Source organism: Myxosarcina sp. GI1 (genome assembly GCF_000756305.1).
Taxonomy (GTDB): Bacteria; Cyanobacteriota; Cyanobacteriia; order Cyanobacteriales; family Xenococcaceae; genus Myxosarcina.
This window is the reverse complement of record NZ_JRFE01000013.1, coordinates 16866-36571: the sequence shown is the minus strand read 5'-3', so window position 1 is coordinate 36571 and position 19706 is coordinate 16866. Positions and strand designations below refer to the sequence as shown.

Here is a 19706-nt window from a genome sequence, read left to right as displayed (position 1 = left end):
TTATCTAGCTTAAAGCTATGAAATTAATGAGACATATTCATGTCAGAATTAGTCTCGTTGGGCATTGTCATATTATGTCCTTCGTGTGGTTGAACGATGCTCATAGTGGTTTTGCCAAAACTCAGCAAGCCCATCGACACTGTTCCCACACTCAGTAAACCCATTGAAACTACGCCAAAAGATAACACGCCCATTGGTACTAATCCGATAGAAATAAAGCCGTGAGGAACCGCACCAATGGAAATAAAGCCATGAGGCGAAACTCCAATAGTAATCCAACCGCTATGTGGTGCGTATCCAATATTAATTAGCCGTCTTTTGGCTTTTTTTTGCTCGATTGATAAAGGTTCTTGTCGATCGCTAATAGCCATTTTTATTATTAGTGTTTCTAAAAGCAGTCGTTATCATAGCGATATCCGTAGCTCGCAGTCAAAAGACAGTCTGTCATAGTTTGAATATGTAAATCGCATTATCAAGTTAAAAATGGCTTTAATTACATATTGCGATCGCTAGATAGTTGCCTACAATAGCTCTTTTGTTTTATAATTGTAGTCAATAATAATTAAAAGAGAGCGAATTAAAAATAAAAGCTTTTGTCAGGTAATTTTGACAAAAGTATCCATTTGTCCGAAATTTAAGCTTAAATAGATAAAGGCTCAACTCTCTACACGGCACTTTTAAGCTTCAGCTTTTTAATTAAATTAGCAAGACTTTATTTATATTTTAAATATGGTATCTACAGCAAAGAATACTAAAGTTTTTAGCTCCAATTCAGATCGCTCTAATTTTAGCGAGCCTTTAAAAAAAGCTCACGGTGTTTACGTTACTATTCACGGGCATTTTTATCAACCACCTAGAGAAAACCCCTATTTAGATACGATTGAGAGACAGCCTAGCGCACATCCCTATCACGACTGGAACGAACGCATTCATCATGAATGCTATCGTCCTAATGCTTTTGCCAGAATTCTCAATGACCGACAAGAAGTAATTGGAATCGTTAATAACTTTGAGTATTTAAGCTTTAACATCGGTGCAACTCTGATGTCATGGCTGGAAAAATACGATCCCGAAGTTTATCAGCGCATCATTGAAGCCGATAAAAAAAGCAGTCGCCGACTAAACGGACGCGGTAATGCAATCGCGCAAGTTTACAATCATATTATTTTGCCTCTAGCTAATAAGCGGGATAAATACACTCAAATTCGCTGGGGCAAAGCCGATTTCCGTTCTCGCTTCGGACGCGATCCCGAAGGAATGTGGTTGGCTGAGACGGCAGTAGACTATGCAACTGTCGAAGCTTTGATTGATGAAGAAATTCGCTTTATCATTCTGGCACCCTCTCAAGCCGAACGCTGTCGTCCGCTTCCCACAGCAGAGACATCAGAGCCAGAATGGCATGAAGTGGGCGGTTCGCAAATCGATCCCACCCGTCCCTATCGCTGTTTCATTGAAGATGGTCGCTACATCGATATCTTTTTCTACGATGGACCAATTTCTCGCGATATGGGTTTTAACGATGTTCTCAATACTGCCGATAACTTTGCCAGTAGAATCGGACAGGCAGTAAAAGGGGATCGCCGTCCCGCTCAAATAATCAGCGTTGCTACTGACGGAGAAACTTTTGGACATCATAAAAACGGAACGGAAAAATGTTTGGGATATGCTTTTACTGAAGAATTTCCCCATCGTGGCTGGACGGTTACTAATTACGCTCACTATTTGAGTATCTCTCCTCCAACCTGGGAAGTAGTTCTCAAACCCGTTACTGCCTGGAGTTGCGCTCATGGTGTCGATCGCTGGCAAGATAATTGCGGTTGTGGTGGCGGTGGTGTTTGGCATCAACTGTGGCGCAAACCCCTGAGAGAAACTTTAGACTGGCTGCGCGATCGCACGATTGAAGTCTATGAAGATAGAGGTAGAAAACTATTTATCGATCCCTGGTTAGCTAGAGATGAATACGTAGCCGTTATTGGCGATCGCTCCGTCGAGAAGGTAGAACAATTTTTACAAACTCATCAAGCTTACGAACTAACGGCAGAAGAGCGCATCGATGCCCTGCGCCTGTTAGAAATGCAGCGTCACGCGCTACTAATGTACACCAGTTGCGGTTGGTTTTTTGAAGAAATATCGCGCCCTGAAGGAGTGCAAATTTTGCGTTATGCGGCTCGCGCTTTAGAATTGGCGGGAGAAGTAACGGGAATTCAGCTTAGAGAAGAATTTATCTTGCGGTTGACGCAAGCTCCTAGTAATGTGGAATTGTTTGGCAACGGTGCCAAAGTCTATCAAGAATTAGTATCTTCGGCGCAAATTGGTTTCGAGCAGGTAACGGCACATTATGCTATTAGCTCGTTATTTATTAACTATCTCCAGCAAGAGAGAATTTATTGCTATAAAGTCGAGCAGCTAGACTACCAAAAACAGCAGATGGGAAGATTGGCTTTATCTGTAGGACAGGTACGCTTGACTTCGGAAATTACCTGGGAAAGCCATCACTATGTTTTTGCCGTACTGCATTTGGGGGGTTGGGATTTTCACTGCTGCATTAAAGTCTTTAACGGACGTTTGACCTACAGTGAATTAAAACAGCAGCTATTTGCAGATCTCAAGCAGGCTAGTGCGGCACGAACGATTACCACAATGAATCGCTTTTTTGGCGATCGCTCTTTTAATTTACAGCATTTATTTGCCGAAGAAAGACAGCGTATCGTGCGTCTGTTGACGATCAAAACTAAAGTACATCTCGACCGCCTGTACGGTCAGGTTTATCAAGAAAACTACAGTATCATCGCGGCTTTTCAACGGGAAGAACTACCCGTTCCCCAAGAGCTAAAAGTAGCCGCAGAAGTAGCTCTTTCTACTCGCTGTCGCAACGCGATCTCTGCTTTAGAAAAAGCAATTGGCGATCCCCAAAAGCTAGATGTCCATTTAGCCGAACTAATAGCCACCGCTAACGAAGCCAATCATCTTCAGTGCCAGCTAAATTTGCCCAAAGCGAAAAAGATTTTAGAACAGTCAATTTTGCGTTTGCTTTGGAAATTACTCTATGATGGCGATCCTGATACTCTAGAAACCGATGTAGCCAGGTTAGAACGGGCGATTTCAGTAGGAGAAAAATTACACTTGGGTTTATCCCTCGATCGCGCTCAAGAAACTTACTATAACTGTTTTCATCAACGTATCGTGCCTAATTGCTTTATCTCCTCTCACGAAGAAAACACCTGTCGCTGGAAATTATCGGAGATGAAACCCCTGCTGCAACTCGGACAAAGACTGGCGATCGACATAGGTGAGTGGCTTGACTGATGTGGGGAAAGTGAGAAAGTAAAACTTTGATAGGAATATAGTTTTACTTAGAAGCAGGAAAAAAGGAGAAATAAGCAAGACAAAATTAACACCTCTGCTCACTGCTCCCTGCTCCCTGCCTAAAAAAGCACTATTTTTTTATGTTCATAAGGTCGTTTACTGCAAACCCAACCAAGCAAGCAGTCCCTGTCCAGTTACATATTCAATCGCTATCATCAAAACAAAACCAATCATGGCAGCACGACCGTTAAGTAGTTCGGCATAAGAGTTAAATCCAAATTTAGGTTCCTCTAGTTTGGGGGTAACAGTAGGTTGAGTTTGTGACATTATCGATTTACCTCTTATCTAAACAATTTGTAATAGTTTTTCACTTGGTATTTTAATAGATTTCTTTACCAAACGTTACATTTATTGTTATCGAACATCTCTTTGATGCTGCACTTCAATAACTGTATGAACGTTACCTCTGGGATTAAAATCGCCCGTAATTTTTGCTTCCAGGGGATCGCAAGCGGCAACAAAATCATCTAATATTTGGTTGATTACTTCTTCATGAGAAATGTAGCGATCGCGATAGCTATTAATGTATAGCTTCAACGCTTTTAGCTCGACTACTTTTTCATTAGGCGAATAAGTTAGATGAATTGTGGCAAAATCGGGATAGCCAGAAAACGGACACTTACAGGTAAATTCTGGCAGAGTAATATTAACGTTATAACGTCTACCCACTCTGGGGTTAGGGAAAGTAATTAAATCTCCTACGGCAATCTTTCTTTCCCCATACTTAATATCGTTGCTTTCTGTAGATTTGGGAGAAGTAGTCATAAAATTGTCAACTAAGTTTATTAAATTTTAAACTTTTTTGCGTTTGAAAGTAGTAATTGCTTTCTACTTCTTAGTTTGCTGACGATAAACAGTAGCCTGGTTTAATAAGGACTCGGCAAACGCTACCGCTTCTCCTGCCGAATGTCCTCCTGTAATTTGGGCTATTTCCTGAGTACGAAGTCCGAGATCGCTGAGGGGTTTGATTCTTACTACAGTACGAATATCGGGAATTGCCGAGTCGCCGTTGCGATGTTCGAGGTTGGCGGCAATTTCTTCGACAATAGTTTTTTCTACCTTATAGTGTCCGTCAGCCATAGCCGCTACTAACGGTTGGTGAGTTACGCACAGTACCTGATGTTGCACGCTAAGTTGATAGAGTTTTTCAGCGATCGCCTGGGCGACTTTGCCCGATACTCCCGCATCGATTTCATCGAATACTAAGGTACTAGAACCCCGTTCGGAATCGGAAAAACAGGCTTTGAGTGCCAGTAAAAACCGACTCATTTCTCCCCCCGAAGCGGTTTCCGATAGGGGTTGAATCTGCTCCCCCGCGTTGGGACTAAAGTAAAATACCACTTTATCTGCACCTGTAGCACTTGGGGGACAAGACACAAGACGACATTCAAATACGACCTTGTCCATCGCTAAAGGCTTGAGTTCTGCAGTCAACTGTTTTTCTAGCTCGATCGCAGCTTGTTTTCTCAGCTTGGTCAATCCCTCGCAGACACGTTTTAGACGTTTGGCAGCCTCTTGATGTTCTTGTTGCAAAACTTCAATAGACTGTCCACTGTCGGTTAACTGTGCTAATTCTTGCTTTAACTTACTTTCCAAGGCGATCGCGTCGGCTAAATCGGGTCCGTATTTGCGACAAATATTTTTTAATAGCCTGATTCTGGCTTCAATTTCGGCTAATCGTTCTGGATCGGCTTCTAAATCTTCACCATAGCGATTGATTTGTTGTCCTGCTTCGACAATTTGAGCTATTCCCGACTGCACCATTTCTAAAATTGCCGTCAGTTCGCTATCGTATTCGGTCATTTCACTCAAATGAGACTCTGCTTCTCCTAATAAATCGGCAGCAGCGGCGGCTTCGTTATCGTTTTGGTATAAAAGCTGGTAAACTTGATAACTCAATTGCTGGAGTTCCACTACATGAGCCAGGCGATCGCGTTCTTGATGTAGCTGTTCTAATTCGTCTGGTTCGTTGAGTTCGGCTTCGGTTAAATCTTTTAGCTGAAATTTTAGTAAATCTTGACGCTGTAATAATTCTTGCTCTGATTGACGACGCTTAGTTAATTTTTTTGAAGTTTGTTGAAATTTTTCAAACGCCGCAGCGACTTTTTGACGCTGTTCTACTAACGACTTACCCCCATAGAGATCTAGTAAATCTCGCTGCTTTTCGGTAACCAATAAACTTATTGTCTGTCCCTGAGCGGTAATTTCAACCAGCCGCGATCGCAACTCTGCCATTAACTGTCGGTTGACTAGAGTACCATTAACCCGACAGCGCGATCGCATACTATTATTCTTTTTACTAACTACTAATTCTCGACTGCAAATTAAGATATTTTCTTCTAAAAGATCGATTTCTAAAGAACTCAGCCAACTATTTAGCTCTGGAGCAATAGCAAAAGTTGCCTCGATTAAAGCGCGATCGCTGCCGCTTCTGATTTGGCGACTGCTAGTTTTGCCTCCCAACACCAAATCGATCGCATCGAGAATAATCGATTTTCCCGCTCCAGTCTCTCCTGTAAGCACGTTTAAACCCCGATCTAGATCGAGTTCCAGGCGATCGATCAAAGCAAAATTATTAATTTTTAGATTGACGAGCATTTAGATAAAAAAAGCCTGATTTTAAGTAGTAAATATAAACAGAATCGAATATGTCTTATTAAGAAGTTTAGCTGAATCCACCGACGAGAGTAAACCAATTGATAATTGCAATATTTAATTCTAAGATGGCTCTATTGCTTTAGAACGAACCTGAAATGCCAGATATTCAAGACCGACTAAGTCAAGATCTAGCTAATATTGCCTGGAAAGATCTCATACCTCATGCCAAAAGAGATGCGGTAATTGTAGTTACAAAAACACTGAATTTAGTTGATGTAGGTGCGGCAATTGCTAAAGATAATTCTTGCCTGGTTAAAAACTGGATCGATCGACAGAAAATTGGCAAACCATCTTCTCAACAGCTTGCTGACTGGAATCTAGCACCGCAAAAACAGTTTGCCACGCTCATCGTACAGCCATTCGTACTCGTTCAGGAACTTGCCGAATAAACTGCAATTTTTGTTTGGTGAAAGTTACCAATCGGGTAATAATGAGTACAGTTAGTTAAGCAGCAATAGATATGGTAGAGACTGAAGAAATACTGACCGAGACGGAGCAATCTACATTTAACTTAAAAAGCTATTTACAGCAGCGAAAAGCTCTAGTCGAACAGGCTTTGGATCGCTCTATATCTATTACTAGACCTGCGACGATTTATGAGGCCATGCGTTATTCTCTTCTGGCTGGAGGTAAACGGTTGCGACCAATTTTGTGTTTGGCAACTTGCGAACTGGCAGGAGGAACAATTGAAATGGCAATGCCGACCGCCTGTGCTTTAGAGATGATTCATACCATGTCTTTAATTCACGACGATCTGCCGGCAATGGACGATGATGATTATCGTCGGGGAAAACCCACCAATCATAAAGTTTATGGTGAAGATATTGCCATCTTAGCGGGTGATGGACTGTTAGCTTATGCCTTCGAGCATGTTGCCCTGACAACCAAAAACGTCGCGCCAGAAAAAATCTTACAGGTTATTGCCTGTTTGGGACGTACGGTAGGTGCGGCAGGCTTGGTAGGCGGTCAGGTGCTAGATCTTGAATCCGAAGGTAAAACCGATTTGGATGCAGAAACTTTAACTTTTATTCATACTCATAAAACAGGAGCTTTATTAAGAGCTTCTGTAGAATCGGGAGCAATTTTAACAGGTGCTAGTCAGACAGATATTGCCAGACTTACTAGTTATGCTCAAAACATCGGTCTGGCTTTCCAGATAATTGATGATATTTTAGATATTACGGCGACAAACGAACAATTAGGAAAAACCGCAGGCAAAGATATACGAGCGCAAAAAGCTACCTATCCTAGTTTATGGGGATTAGAAAAATCTCAGGCTCAAGCCAGACAGTTAGTAGCTGAAGCGATCGCCCAACTAAAAATTTATGGCGACAGAGCCAAACCGCTAACAGCAATTGCCGAATTTATCGTAACTCGCGATCGATAGAACTACTATATTTTTAATTTTTTCTGGAACACGATCTTTCGCTAATAAAAAACGCACCAAACTTAGATGAAGTTGTTGAGGCACAAAACAAACCATGCAGGAATTTGCTGACATATTCCACAATCAGACACTGCTGGTTGCAGTCCTTGCTTGTTTGACTGCTCAAGGATTAAAGCTAGCAATTGAGTTGATTAGGAAACGCAGAGTCAATCTTAACTATTTAGTAACTACGGGGGGAATGCCTAGCGCGCATTCGGCATTAGTCGGTTCTTTGGCAACCTATATCGGTTTAAATATGGGTTGGTCTTCTCCAGAATTTGCGATCGCCTGTTTATTTGCGGTAATTGTCATGTACGACGCAGCAGGTGTGCGGCAAGCAGCAGGAAAACAGGCTAAAATCCTCAATCAAATTGTCGATGAATTGTTTCAAGAAAAACACCATTTTAATGAAGAAAGATTAAAAGAACTTTTAGGACATACTCCTTTTCAAGTAGTTGTTGGACTGCTTTTAGGAATCGGTATTGCAATGCTGTTTTCCACATACAGTAGTTTGCAAATTAGTTAAGTAAACCTATTACCTACGCTTTAAAACCTAAAATGTTTCCAATTACCTCAAAGTTTAGCTGATGCGATCGACAATCGCTTGAGGTTTGAATAGCCTAGTTTTAATTCAATTTTTGTTGGCAGATATATATATTAGTTATTTATGACTCAACTAACGATTAATATTCCTCAAGGTTCTCTTAGCTTCAACTTTACACCTGATGGAGCCAAACAGCTTCAGCAAGAAATATCTAATCTCATGCAAAGTCTGAAAGCGTCTGCAACTCGCGATCCTAATAGCGGCAGTAGACCTCAACCTCAAAAATCTATGGAGTATCGCTATACGGGAGAAATCTTTTTAGAGATATTTTGCAATCCCAATATTTATCCCAGTCCTTTTGCAGCTAAGATTTTGCTGACCATGCGTGATGAGCGCATTCGCATTACTACTGAAGTCGAGCTAACTCAGCTAGTTGATGATTTAAATTCATATTTAGAAAGAGTGTAAATGACAATAAGCAATGAGCAATGAGCAATCAACAACGGATCGGTAAACATTGTTCATTGATAACGGTTAATCGCTTTCCCACCGTGGTTCGCCAATTAAATCTCCAATGCGATCGCGAAGCAAGTAGTCATATCTTTCCAATTGGCACTCAATTCCCAACCATTCCCTAGCGGGTAAATACTCACACAAAACATATAGGGGTTGAGTGCGTCGAATAACTCCTCGTTCTACTAGATGACGTACTTCTTCTCGAAGAGTTTCTATAGAATATTGAAGGGAGTTTGGGGCTAAAGCGGCATTGGTACTCATAAAAAGTTACCCACTAAAACGAATAAAGAATATTTTGCAGTGCGAAATCAATTTATCTATGTCATTTAATAATACTCTGTTATTTTGTATATTTGATTACTTATTTGTCAAAAAAGATTAAGTTTTTAAAGCAAACTTAATCTTTTAATTTTACTTTTTTAAAAGTATCGAGCGAGCGATATTGATAATCTATCGCTAATTTAGATTATTTCTTTTGATAGATGAAAAAAATAAATATAATATAAAAAAAACCTAGTTTACTAGGTTTTTGCTGCTAAAAAAAATTTTTTGGTTTTATAAAACTATTAAAAAAACTTAATGAAAAGGTTTCAACTCAATCATTTTCCCAAGTTTGATAAGCAACCAAATCGCCAATAGGATCGCGGAGTAAATAATCACATCTTTCCAATTCGCATTCAACTCCGACCCATTCACGAGCGGGGATAAACTTACAAAGTACGTAAATTGGCTGTTGGCGACTAATAACGCCTTTCTCAATTAGCTGGCGAGCTTCGTCTTTGATGCTATCTAAGGAATAGCCTATTTTAGGAGCAGGTGAAACAGTTGCAGTTGTCATATATCTGTAAAATAAATTTATAACTATACATATAACTATAAACCATATAGCAGAATATGGAAGGGGTAATTAATTTTTTGCTGTATCGAAACGTACAAAACTTCTAATTACTCAAAAATCTTCATCTATAACCGAACTATCTCTAAAATCCAAAATCTATTTCAGTTTTAGTAATAGTGTACTTTTCATCTGAAGGAAGGTTAAATAAAGTTTTTAGCGCGATCGCCTGCGCTATTGACATTTGTCCGTAACAAAATACCCAGGGCAAATCTTGAGACATAAAGCTAATAAACCAGTCTAAAACATAGGGGCTGCCATAAATAATTAAACCCGTTACCAATTCTTTAGATACAAGTTGCCGATAAATACTTTTAGTTTGAGTAGTTAGCCCAGAAGTACCGCGAAAAGGATTGCCCCGAATAAATATTTGTAGTAGCGTCGGTCTGGGAGCGGTAGCGATCGCGCCAATGGTATTGTAATCTACGATCTGTCTGTGGTAATTAAACTGTTGGGGAATAGTTATTGCTGGAGTATGAATATCTAAAAAAGCACAGTTAAGTACATCGTCTACCACAATTAAATTGCGCGACTCAATCGGTCGCTGGAGGTTCCCTCCAGACGGGAAGCTCTGCTTCCCCGCCCCCGCTAGGGGGCGTGCCCTTCTTTGAAGGGCTGTTGCGATTGAGCGTTGCTCGATATCTGGCTGCGATCGCAGTGGTAACTTGCCTCCCGATCGCAACGAGTCTTGTAAAACTGCTTTAACCAAAACTTTTGCTTTCTTAGTAGATAACAGGGATAATTCTGCCTCACTATTACTAATTACTTTAGCTTTCGCTTTTGCGATGCGGGCGAGAGACTCTTCAATTCTTTGTCGGCTGATGCGCCCAGACATTACGGCATTGTAAATAGCAGCGATTGCCACTTCGGGATCGTCGGGCATTAATAAAATATCGCTACCAGCTTCGATTGCCCTTATCGCAATTTCTTCTGGAGAGGCAAATTTAGTTATACCACCCATAATCAAAGCATCGGTAACTACCAAACCATCAAAACCTAGCCGCTTTCTCAGGCGATCGTTTACAATTGCCGAAGACAAAGTTGCAGGGTATCTTTCATCCCAAACAGGAATAGATAGATGCGCCGTCATCACGCTGTCTACGCCAGCAGCGATCGCCGTTTCAAACGGCGGTAGTTCCACTGCTGCCAGACGCGAATCTGAATGAGGTAACGAGGGTAAAGCCAAATGAGAATCGACGGCAGTATCTCCATGTCCTGGGAAATGTTTGGCGGTAGTTAAAATTGGTTGGGAATTGGCACCTTTAATAAAAGCCGCTGCTAATTTACTGACAATAACAGGATTATCGCCAAAAGCACGAATATTTATTACAGGGTTATCAGGATTATTGTTGACATCTACTACAGGTGCTAATAGCCAGTTAATGCCTACTGCTAAGGCTTCTCTGGCAGTAATAGCACCAATTTCTGTTGCATATTTCTCTGCCAAGCTGAGGTTTTTAGCCGCAATTGCCCCTAACGCCATCGGTGGCGGAAACCATGTCGCACCGCTAAAACGCTGCCCTACTCCTTCTTCAATATCGGCTGCGATAAATAAAGAAGTCTTTGCCCAGGCTTGCAGTTGACGCGATCGCGCCTGTAGTTCGACACTGCTACCCCCTAATAAAATTACTCCGCCTAAGTTTAATTCTTCCAGCCATGTTTGTAACTTAGTGTTGCTAGCTTCCCAGGCAGGATATCTAATTTGATGGTCGAATAGATAGCCAGAAGCGCGGACAATAATCATTTGTCCGATTTGTTGTTTTAAAGATAAAGTGGGACTATATGAAGTTGTAGACACTAATATTTAACTGACATCTTCATCTAATTGTGCCGTATGAGTTTTTTGTTTGCGATCCTGTTTTATTTCGTCGAGTAAATTTAACATGCGATCGCCCCTTTCTAAAGAGCGATCTTCATAAAAGGCAATTTCTGGAGTACGTCGCAACCGCATTCTGTGTCCCAACTCTCGACGAACATAGCCAACAGAAGACTTTAGCCCTTCCATCGTCTCGGCTTTAGCTTCTTCAGTACCATAGATACTGACAAAGATTTTAACGTGTTGCAAATCTCCAGAAACATCGACATCGGTAATGCTGACCAGTCCAGAACCAACGCGATCGTCTTTGATTCCGTTAATCAACATCTGACCGACTTCTCGCTTAATCAGTGAAGCTACGCGAGACACGCGACGGCTATTAGCCATAATCTTTTCCTCTATCTTTGCAACCTATCAGGAGTTCGTATATTGCCGAACACCATTCTAGATTGTAACTATTTCTGAGAACGATTGCTGTAGGCGATCGCTTTACTAACAGCTAAAATTTAAAGGCGATCTTACCTCAAAGTATAATAAGGCTCGCGGTTCTGTTTATTTCCTTAAGAGAATTACAGCTTTATGCCAACTCCTCAACCTCATACCACTAAAATTAATCGTCTCCGTCGTCTTTCTAACTTACTCGATAATGCGATCGCCATACCTGGAATTGGCTATCGTATCGGATTAGATCCGATTTTGGGGTTGCTTCCTGGCGGTGGCGATACCGTAACTGGTGCTTTGGGGGCATATATTATTGTCGAAGCCGCACGAATGGGAATACCGCGACAAGTCATTTGGCAGATGGTAGGTAATATTCTCTTTGACTCGGTATTGGGTACGGTGCCAGTTATCGGCGACATTTTTGATGTTGGTTGGAAAGCTAACGTCAGAAACATGACTTTGTTAGAAAAACACATACAGTACGATGGTGATAATCGTAAGAGCGATTGGTTATTTTTAACTGGGTTGATTCTGCTACTGGTAATTATTGTCGTTGGATTTGCTACCTTTACCGTCTTGGTAATTCGTTGGTTGTGGCAGACACTCTCTTAGCATCAATAGCCACCAGGTCTAGCCATACTTTCAAACTTAGTCAATTCGGCATTAAAAATTAGCTTGACCGTACCTACAGGACCATTACGATGTTTGACTATACTAGCTTCAGCAATACCGCGTTCTGGGCTATCGGGATTGTAGTATTCATCGCGATAGAGCATAATTACCAAATCTGCGTCCTGCTCGATGGAACCGCTTTCTCTTAGATCCGATAGCATGGGACGTTTGTTGGTTCTTTGTTCTACTCCCCGACTCAATTGAGATAGGGCAATAATCGGCACATTGAGTTCTCTAGCCAAGCCTTTAAGACTTCTAGTCATTTTGGATAATTCCTGAACGCGGTTATCGCCGCCACCTTCCATTAGCTGTAGGTAGTCGAGTAACACCAACCCTAATGGTTCTTTCTGCTGTGCCTGTAGGCGGCGTACTTGCGATCGCATCTGCATCACCGAAAGATTTGCCGTATCGTCGATAAAAATTGGCAGTTCGGAAAGGTTACTAACGGCGTTAACCAGCGGTTCAAACTCATTCTGGGCGATTCTACCCGATCGCAGCCGATTGCTGGCAATTTTAGCTTCACTAGATAAGAGTCTTTGAGTCAATTGCTCTCTTGACATCTCTAAACTAAAGATTGCCACTGGTAGTTGATGATTTTTAGCGATACTCGAAGCTATACAAAGAGAAAATGCCGTTTTACCCATTGACGGTCTTCCAGCGACGATAATTAAGTCAGAACGGCTAAAACCGCTGGTCATAGAATCTAAATCGTAGAAGCCTGAAGGAATACCTGGTAAGGCGGTTTCCTGATGCAAGTCTTCAATCGTATTAAAGGTAGTCACCAAAGTTTCGGATATTGGCACTAACCCTTGCTGCGGGCGTTCTTGAGTGAGGCGAAAGATTTTTTGTTCGGATTCGTCGAGAACTACTTCTAATTCGGTGGCGTTATCGTAACCGAGATCGACAATTTCATGACCCGAAGTTATCAACTGACGACGGATATATTTATCCATAATCAGGTTGGCATAGCGATCTATATTCACAGCCGAAACGGTACGGTTGAGTAGCGTCGCTAGTTTGGTAGTACCGCCAACTTTGTCTAACAAATTGCGATCGCTCAAGTAACTAGTAACCGCCATTAAGTCTGTAGGTTTACCTTGACCATGCAAGGTTAAAGCAGCTTGGTAGATTTCTCGATGTGCTTTTACGTAAAAAGCATCTTTGACTAATAGTTCGGCCACTCTAGTCATGGCTTCGGGATCTAGTAAAATACCACCTAAAATTTCTTCTTCGGCTTCAATGTTGGCTGGTGGCAAATTTTCTATCATATCTATGTGTAATTATTTCTCTTTATTAGACCAACGATATTGATAACCAGTTTCGTCGGCACCCCAAACCCGATCGCCAGCCTTATCGAAACCCCGATCCCAAGTATCCATGCCGCGATCGTGTAAAATTATAGTATTGGTAATATAATTTGCTCCCCGAAAATTAGTCGGACAACCTCCTGGTTTAGTTTTACCTTCATATACACTAACTAGCTTTTTAAGAAATACGCTACACAAGGGTTGACCCAAGCGATCGCTATCTACAATTCTTTGAGCTTGGGGGCGATCGCAAAATCCGTTCCAAACTTCGGTAGATTCGGGTTTATAAGAACGGGAAACCACTATATCCTGGCGTTTGCCTGGATAAATCTCTAAAAATCTTTGGCGATAGGGAGCATCCAAACTTTCGTTCAAAGCTTGTTCTTGATAGAGATATACCGAACTAGAATTATTTGCGTCAGCAACTTCCACTCTACAGGTGGTCATGCGTACGTTGGCTTTATCAGAATTAGCAGCAGCTTGAGCCGAAGTATCCATAACACCCTCTAAATGAGACACTACTTCTGCTACTGACTGAGATGGTGTAGGTAAAGCAAATGCTGCTGAAGAGTAAATCGCTCCTGTATAGGTAAGTACTATAGCTAGATTAAATTTAGACAAACCCATAATGTCAATAAGAAATTTGTTTATAGTAATTTTCGAGCTTTTAAAAGGCAACGTTTGTTAGCTTTGGGAAACGAAATTTTGAAAGCCTTTTTTAGTTTAATATGGTATAAAACAGGTTTAATACCTGCTACGTATTTCGCTTCAATTAATTTCAACGTCGCCTTAGTTTAAGATTAGGTTAAATAAAGGTTAACATATTGTTTAATTGAAAGTTAATTCAGTCATAACCCGCATCAGCTAGCATTGAATAAAATCGACTTTAAATTTATTTAAATTTAAAAAGTTGCCAACATAGAACAGTTTGGTTGGCAAAAAGAGGCAAAGTTTGACTGAAAAATATGATAAATTAAGTCTGCATCTTGTCTGCAAACTGTTTATTAAAATTTATATGTATTAAGAGCAAGAAAAATTATGTACGATCGCGCAACTGTTACTCAAACAGAGACGGTTTTAAAAGCTGAAAACGTTAATGTTTATTATGGTGATTTTTTAGCTGTAAAAGGTATTTATTTAGATATTCCTAAAAATAAAGTTACCGCTTTTATCGGACCTTCGGGCTGTGGCAAAAGTACCCTCATTCGCTGCTACAATCGCCTCAATGATTTAATACCTATTTTTCGTTTGGAAGGTTTGATTACCTATCACGGTCAAAACCTCTACGCAAAAGACATCGACCCAGTGCAGGTCAGACGTAAAATTGGCATGGTGTTTCAACGTCCCAATCCTTTTCCCAAATCAATCTACGAAAATATTGCTTTTGGAGCCAGAATCAATGGCTACAAGGGAGATATGGATGAGCTAGTAGAGCGATCGCTCCGACAGGCAGCACTATGGGATGAGGTTAAAGATAAACTCAGACAAAGCGGTTTGGCACTTAGTGGCGGACAGCAGCAACGCTTATGTATTGCCAGAGCCGTAGCGTTACAGCCAGATGTTGTATTAATGGACGAACCTTGCTCGGCATTAGATCCCATTTCTACACTCAAAGTTGAAGAATTAATTCACCAACTAAAAGAAAACTATACAATCGTAATTGTCACTCATAATATGCAGCAGGCATCGAGGGTGGCAGACTACACTGGTTTCTTTAACGTTACGGCTACCGAAAGCGGCAATCGTCAGGGTTATTTAGGTGAATTCGCTCCGACCGAAGAAATTTTCCAAAATCCCAAAGAAGAAGCAACTAAAGAATACGTTAGCGGTCGTTTTGGTTGATTTATAGCTTAGTTCTATCTATAAGAGGTATTGGTAGGTACCGATTTCTTGATAGGATAAGTTGAACCTGGGATTGAGACTAAATAAATTTATGTTTTCTAAAAAATTTTTGTCGCGTCTACTAGCTCTGATGCTAGTAGCAGTAATTGGTTTAATGGGCTGTACTTCCAATCCTTCGGGATTATCGGGTAATTTCAGTCAAGATACTGTAGCAGTTATGGACAGCTTGAGAAGGGCGATCGATCTGCCAGACAATTCTCCAGATAAAGATGCTGTCGTTCTCGACGCACGCCGAAAAATCAGCGATTATGCTTCTAGATATAGACGCAATTCCAAAACTTCTGGTCTGCGTTCTTTTACCACCATGCAAACAGCTTTAAATGCAGTTGCTGGTTACTATAGTTCCTATGGCAATCGTCCTTTACCCGATAAACTTAAGAAAAGACTCAACCAAGAATTCAAACAGGTAGAGATATCTCTCAAACGAGGCGTTTAGTTTTTTCATTTAATTATTAGTAGTTTCTCTCTCAGAAATTATTTTGAGAGGGACTTTTTTTTGCTAAAGCAGTTATCATCAAGCATTTATTATTGATCGATGGTCGCTCAATGGTCGCTATTCATTGTTGAACTTCAATCGATAGAATTACTCTCGACATCAAAATAAAATTTATGTAGGTTAAATTGATATAAGTTTTAAAAAAAAGAGCAACAAACTCTGTTTGGTATATCGTAGGAAAATTGAAGCGAGGGAGGCATTGCAATAGTGCGGCAAACAACTAAAAATCGGGTAATTCGGTCTACTATAATCAGAGTAGCGATCGCCGCAGGCTTATTATCTCCATTACACTCGATAAAATCTGCTCATGCTGCGACGGGAGCATATTGCCAATTTGCTCCCGAAGAAGTTGCTGCCAAAGAGCAGTTGCTCGCCTCCGCTTTAGAAAATAATACCCAAGCTGCCGCCGAGTATCAAGCTATCGTTCGCAAACATAGTTTAATGCTGCAACAATGCCGCTCTCAAAGCTGGCCCGAAGAACAGGCGGTTTGGCTGCGTCTCTATCCTTGCGATGTCAGCCCAGGCTCCCTCGATTATGTTCTCGATCGCATCGTTAATTTGGGTTATAACAAAATTCATCTCGAAGTTTTTTATGACGGTCAAGTTCTCTTACCTCCAGCAGACAATCCTACTCCCTGGATACCAGTAGTGCGATCGCCTGGTGCGGAAAATCTCGACTTATTACAGCAAACTATTGCCAAAGGTCACCAACGGGGTTTAAAGGTCTACGCCTGGCTATTTACCATGAATTTTGGCTATACATACGCTCAAGATCCCCAACGACAAGATGCTTTAGCGCGTAACGCTACAGGAGATAACAGCCTGACTTTCGTTCAAGACCGCTCGCAAGCATTTATCGACCCCTACAGCCCGCAAGCCAAAGCAGACTATCGCAATTTAGTCGAAGCGGTTCTCAAACGCAACCCAGATGGAATTTTATTCGACTATATTCGCTATCCTCGCGGTATGGATGGTTATTCTGCGGTTAGTAGCGTTCGCGACCTGTGGATTTATGGTAAATCTTCACTACAAACTATGTTGGGACGTGCCAAGAATAATAAGGGACGGGCAGCGATCGCTAAATATATCGAACATGGCACTATTACAGCTAATGACATTGCCGAAATCGACCGTCAGTATCCAGACGAAAATGCTGATTGGCAAGGTCGTAAAATTATTGCAGAATCAGAACTATCTTTAGGAGAACGCCAACGTATCTTTCAATCGGATCTCTGGCTATTTTCTGTAGCTCATGCGGCACAAGGAATTCTCGATTTTCTCTCTTTTGCTGCTGCTCCCGCTATCAATCGCAGTCTTCCAGCAGGAGCGGTCTTTTTTCCCGATGCCAATCAAATTGTCGGTAAAGCGGGATTTGATTCGCGCTTACAGGCTTGGGATAAGTTTCCTGCTGCTTTAGAATGGCATCCAATGGCGTATGCGGTGTGTGAAGGCACCGATTGTATCGCCCAACAGGTAAAAACTGTGCTACAAAAAGCCGCTCCAGAAACTAAAGTTACTCCCGCTCTGGCTGGTACCTGGGGACAACCCTATCGCGATCATCCTCCTTTAGAAGCACAAATGGAAGCCTTGCGAAAAGCTACTCCTGAAATTAATTCTGTCAGTCACTTTGCATATTCCTGGCAAGAACCCGATATCGATCGCCAGCGTAAGTTTTGCGATTTACAGTAAATTTATTGACAGTCTCTGTTATGATGTAGATTAGTAATTTTCTGCGGATGTGGCGGAATTGGTAGACGCGCTAGATTTAGGTTCTAGTGTCTTTGACGTAAGAGTTCGAGTCTCTTCATCCGCATTGAGGTTAAGTGCCTATTTGGTATGGTTTTCAGCCTAATTGCTAACTCGACGAGCGATCGCTATACTCAAATATTGCTCGACTATTATCGTAAATATTAACGCGACGAACGGCGATCGCTTCAATCTAGAAACAAAAGTTGCAACATGAGCGATCGCCAGACTTCTAAACTTCAGCAATTAGCAGCAAAACTGAGACAGTCATTAGGCATCGTTCAAAAACAAGATATTCAAATTACCGATAAAATTTTAGCTCTATCGACGAACAGTTCTATTCGCGTCGGCGATGACTGTGCGGCGATACCAGATGGAGATGGTTATTTACTCTTGGCAGCCGAGGGAATCTGGCACGTACTTGTAGAAAGCGATCCCTGGTTTGCTGGTTGGTGTGCGGTGATGGTTAACGTTAGCGATATTGCCGCAATGGGAGGTAAAGCTACTGCTGTTGTGGATACAATTTGGACTGAGGATGCAGCTAAAGCCACACCGCTACTAGAAGGTATGAAAGCAGCTTCCCTAGCTTACAACGTACCTATTGTCGGCGGACACACTAATTTTAAAAGTGCTTACAATGCTTTATCGGTAGCAATTTTGGGACGTGCCAATAAATTGATAAGCAGTTTTGAAGCACAGCCTGGAGATTTATTAGCTGTTGCGATCGATCTGCGCGGAGAAATGCACCCTCAATTTCCATTTTGGAATGCTGCAACCAAATCCAATCCAGACAGACTGCAAGCAGATTTAAACATTCTTCCTTACCTGGCAGAAAGAGATTTATGTCAGGCTGGAAAAGATATCAGTATGGGGGGAATTGTCGGAACTTTGTTAATGCTCATTGAAGCTTCTAATTGTGGTGCGGTGTTAGATCTAGATAAGATTCCCCGTCCGCTAGCTATACCTTTAGAAACTTGGCTGCTAACTTTTCCTAGTTATGGCTTTATATTCAGCATTTTTCCAGACAATGTTGATGTTGTAGAGCAACAGTTTCATCAGCGAGATATTAACTTTGCCGTAGTAGGAGAGGTTAAAAACAATTCGCAACTGTGGTTAGAATCAAAAGCAAAATCCGTCTTATTTTGGGACTGGCAGAAAGACAAATTTTTGAAACATTAAAATGATATGATTTAACTTGTCTAAATACTGTTTCTATATATTTAACAGACTTTTACAATTAGATTCGTCAATATAAACCGACACTATGTTATTAAAGGCGATGGTCATCCTAAATAGTTTTATTTCTAAATAATATTTAGATTAAGAGTATATGGACAATTTGAACAATAATCTCAAACAGTCTCTTGATGCTAGAGCAGATAATTTATACCACAGAGCTATCCGCTCTCAGGTGGCTACACCAGAACGACTTAAAGGCTGTAGCGAACAAGAAATTGCTGAAATAGAGCAGACCTATAAACTATCTTTACCATATAGCTATAAAGTTTTTCTTAGATACTTTGGTCATAATTTTGGCTCTGTGGCAACAGATTTAGAATTTTTGTATCCAAGTCCACTGTTGTTGACCCAATTGTTTAGAGATTCAGATCGAGAAGTACTACTAGAAACGCCACCAGAAGAAAAAGCGGCTTTTACAGAAAAAATGCTACCTGCAAACGCTTTTATTTTTGCTATGAAATATAGAATGGAATCATGGTATTTTATAGCAGAAAAAGGTGTCGAAGACCCAATAATTTTCTACGATTCAGGTGATGGTGAGACTGGGGCTAAAAAGAATACCGAGTCTCTCTTCGATTTTTGGGAGGCAGAACTAGAATTCAAAGAACGAATAATTGCTAAAAGGAGAGCAAAAAAAAATAAGTCTAGCTAAGATTTATAGCTGCCAATTTGCTTTTACAGT

Annotated in this window: 21 protein-coding genes and 1 tRNA gene; 12 read left to right on the top strand and 10 right to left on the bottom strand. The window is 41.1% G+C overall.

Going from position 1 to position 19706, the window contains the following annotated elements; genetic code table 11:
* Positions 1–23: 23 nt before the first annotated feature.
* Positions 24–371, bottom strand: a complete 348-nt coding sequence (locus tag KV40_RS06705) for a hypothetical protein (RefSeq protein WP_052055429.1) — start codon at positions 369–371, stop codon at positions 24–26.
* A gap of 358 nt (positions 372–729) precedes the next feature.
* On the opposite strand from KV40_RS06705, the gene KV40_RS06700 reads away from it, so the two are divergent.
* Positions 730–3306 (top strand): DUF3536 domain-containing protein, encoded by a 2577-nt coding sequence (locus KV40_RS06700; protein WP_036479217.1) that lies wholly within the window; start codon positions 730–732, stop codon positions 3304–3306.
* A 156-nt stretch (positions 3307–3462) separates the two neighbouring features.
* Here the strand turns inward: KV40_RS06700 and KV40_RS34710 are convergent, their stop codons facing one another.
* The 3 genes from KV40_RS34710 to recN all read right to left on the bottom strand — a co-directional run bounded on the left by KV40_RS34710 (position 3463) and on the right by recN (position 5964).
* Positions 3463–3633 (bottom strand): chlorophyll a/b-binding protein, encoded by a 171-nt coding sequence (locus KV40_RS34710; RefSeq protein ID WP_036479214.1) that lies wholly within the window; start codon positions 3631–3633, stop codon positions 3463–3465.
* An 87-nt stretch (positions 3634–3720) separates the two neighbouring features.
* Positions 3721–4131 carry a preQ(1) synthase gene (gene queF / locus KV40_RS06690; RefSeq protein ID WP_036479212.1) on the bottom strand — a complete coding sequence of 137 codons (411 nt, stop codon included), beginning with the start codon at positions 4129–4131 and terminating at the stop codon, positions 3721–3723.
* A 63-nt stretch (positions 4132–4194) separates the two neighbouring features.
* On the bottom strand, positions 4195–5964 hold the full coding sequence (gene recN / locus KV40_RS06685) for a DNA repair protein RecN (RefSeq protein WP_036479210.1): 1770 nt from the start codon (positions 5962–5964) through the stop codon (positions 4195–4197).
* Positions 5965–6119: 155 nt separating this feature from the next.
* Here recN and KV40_RS06680 point away from each other — a divergent pair, with 155 nt between their 5' ends.
* The 4 genes from KV40_RS06680 to KV40_RS06665 all read left to right on the top strand — a co-directional run bounded on the left by KV40_RS06680 (position 6120) and on the right by KV40_RS06665 (position 8462).
* Positions 6120–6413, top strand: coding sequence for a DUF2288 domain-containing protein (locus KV40_RS06680; RefSeq protein ID WP_036479208.1), 294 nt, complete (start codon positions 6120–6122; stop codon positions 6411–6413).
* Positions 6414–6484: 71 nt separating this feature from the next.
* Positions 6485–7411: a geranylgeranyl diphosphate synthase CrtE gene (gene crtE / locus KV40_RS06675; protein WP_036479206.1), complete on the top strand. Its 927-nt coding sequence runs from the start codon at positions 6485–6487 to the stop codon at positions 7409–7411.
* Positions 7412–7505: 94 nt separating this feature from the next.
* Positions 7506–7976, top strand: a complete 471-nt coding sequence (locus tag KV40_RS06670) for a divergent PAP2 family protein (protein WP_036479204.1) — start codon at positions 7506–7508, stop codon at positions 7974–7976.
* 141 nt (positions 7977–8117) lie between these two features.
* Positions 8118–8462, top strand: a complete 345-nt coding sequence (locus KV40_RS06665; RefSeq protein WP_036479202.1) for a hypothetical protein — start codon at positions 8118–8120, stop codon at positions 8460–8462.
* 66 nt (positions 8463–8528) lie between these two features.
* On the opposite strand, the gene KV40_RS06660 is transcribed toward KV40_RS06665, so the two are convergent.
* From KV40_RS06660 to rbfA, 4 genes are all read right to left on the bottom strand, one after another.
* Entirely contained in the window at positions 8529–8771 is a 243-nt protein-coding gene (locus KV40_RS06660) for a DUF4327 family protein (RefSeq protein WP_036479200.1), read from the bottom strand.
* A gap of 334 nt (positions 8772–9105) precedes the next feature.
* On the bottom strand, positions 9106–9348 hold the full coding sequence (locus KV40_RS06655) for a DUF4327 family protein (protein ID WP_036479198.1): 243 nt from the start codon (positions 9346–9348) through the stop codon (positions 9106–9108).
* Positions 9349–9490: 142 nt separating this feature from the next.
* Positions 9491–11203, bottom strand: coding sequence for a glycoside hydrolase family 3 N-terminal domain-containing protein (locus KV40_RS06650; protein WP_036479197.1), 1713 nt, complete (start codon positions 11201–11203; stop codon positions 9491–9493).
* Between the two features lie 6 nt (positions 11204–11209).
* Positions 11210–11608 (bottom strand): 30S ribosome-binding factor RbfA, encoded by a 399-nt coding sequence (gene rbfA / locus KV40_RS06645; RefSeq protein WP_036479194.1) that lies wholly within the window; start codon positions 11606–11608, stop codon positions 11210–11212.
* A 192-nt stretch (positions 11609–11800) separates the two neighbouring features.
* Between rbfA and KV40_RS06640 the strand changes: the two genes are divergently transcribed.
* Positions 11801–12274: a DUF4112 domain-containing protein gene (locus tag KV40_RS06640; protein ID WP_036479192.1), complete on the top strand. Its 474-nt coding sequence runs from the start codon at positions 11801–11803 to the stop codon at positions 12272–12274.
* Between the two features lie 2 nt (positions 12275–12276).
* Here KV40_RS06640 and dnaB read toward each other — a convergent pair whose 3' ends face one another.
* Both dnaB and KV40_RS06630 read right to left on the bottom strand, forming a co-directional pair.
* The gene (gene dnaB / locus KV40_RS06635; RefSeq protein ID WP_036479191.1) at positions 12277–13602 is read right to left on the bottom strand and encodes a replicative DNA helicase; all 1326 of its coding nucleotides are present in this window, start codon (positions 13600–13602) and stop codon (positions 12277–12279) included.
* A 12-nt stretch (positions 13603–13614) separates the two neighbouring features.
* On the bottom strand, positions 13615–14268 hold the full coding sequence (locus KV40_RS06630; protein ID WP_052055428.1) for a chromophore lyase CpcT/CpeT: 654 nt from the start codon (positions 14266–14268) through the stop codon (positions 13615–13617).
* Positions 14269–14679: 411 nt separating this feature from the next.
* On the opposite strand from KV40_RS06630, the gene pstB reads away from it, so the two are divergent.
* From pstB to KV40_RS06600, 6 genes are all read left to right on the top strand, one after another.
* Complete coding sequence (gene pstB, locus KV40_RS06625) at positions 14680–15483, top strand: phosphate ABC transporter ATP-binding protein PstB (RefSeq protein WP_036479189.1); 804 nt, start codon at positions 14680–14682, stop codon at positions 15481–15483.
* Positions 15484–15574: 91 nt separating this feature from the next.
* Positions 15575–15979: a photosystem II protein Psb27 gene (gene psb27 / locus KV40_RS06620; protein ID WP_036479187.1), complete on the top strand. Its 405-nt coding sequence runs from the start codon at positions 15575–15577 to the stop codon at positions 15977–15979.
* Between the two features lie 267 nt (positions 15980–16246).
* Positions 16247–17728 (top strand): family 10 glycosylhydrolase, encoded by a 1482-nt coding sequence (locus KV40_RS06615; RefSeq protein WP_253274181.1) that lies wholly within the window; start codon positions 16247–16249, stop codon positions 17726–17728.
* 43 nt (positions 17729–17771) lie between these two features.
* Positions 17772–17852, top strand: a tRNA-Leu gene (locus KV40_RS06610).
* Between the two features lie 146 nt (positions 17853–17998).
* On the top strand, positions 17999–18964 hold the full coding sequence (locus KV40_RS06605) for a sll0787 family AIR synthase-like protein (RefSeq protein ID WP_036479182.1): 966 nt from the start codon (positions 17999–18001) through the stop codon (positions 18962–18964).
* Between the two features lie 151 nt (positions 18965–19115).
* Positions 19116–19676: an SMI1/KNR4 family protein gene (locus tag KV40_RS06600; RefSeq protein ID WP_036479181.1), complete on the top strand. Its 561-nt coding sequence runs from the start codon at positions 19116–19118 to the stop codon at positions 19674–19676.
* Positions 19677–19706: the final 30 nt, after the last annotated feature.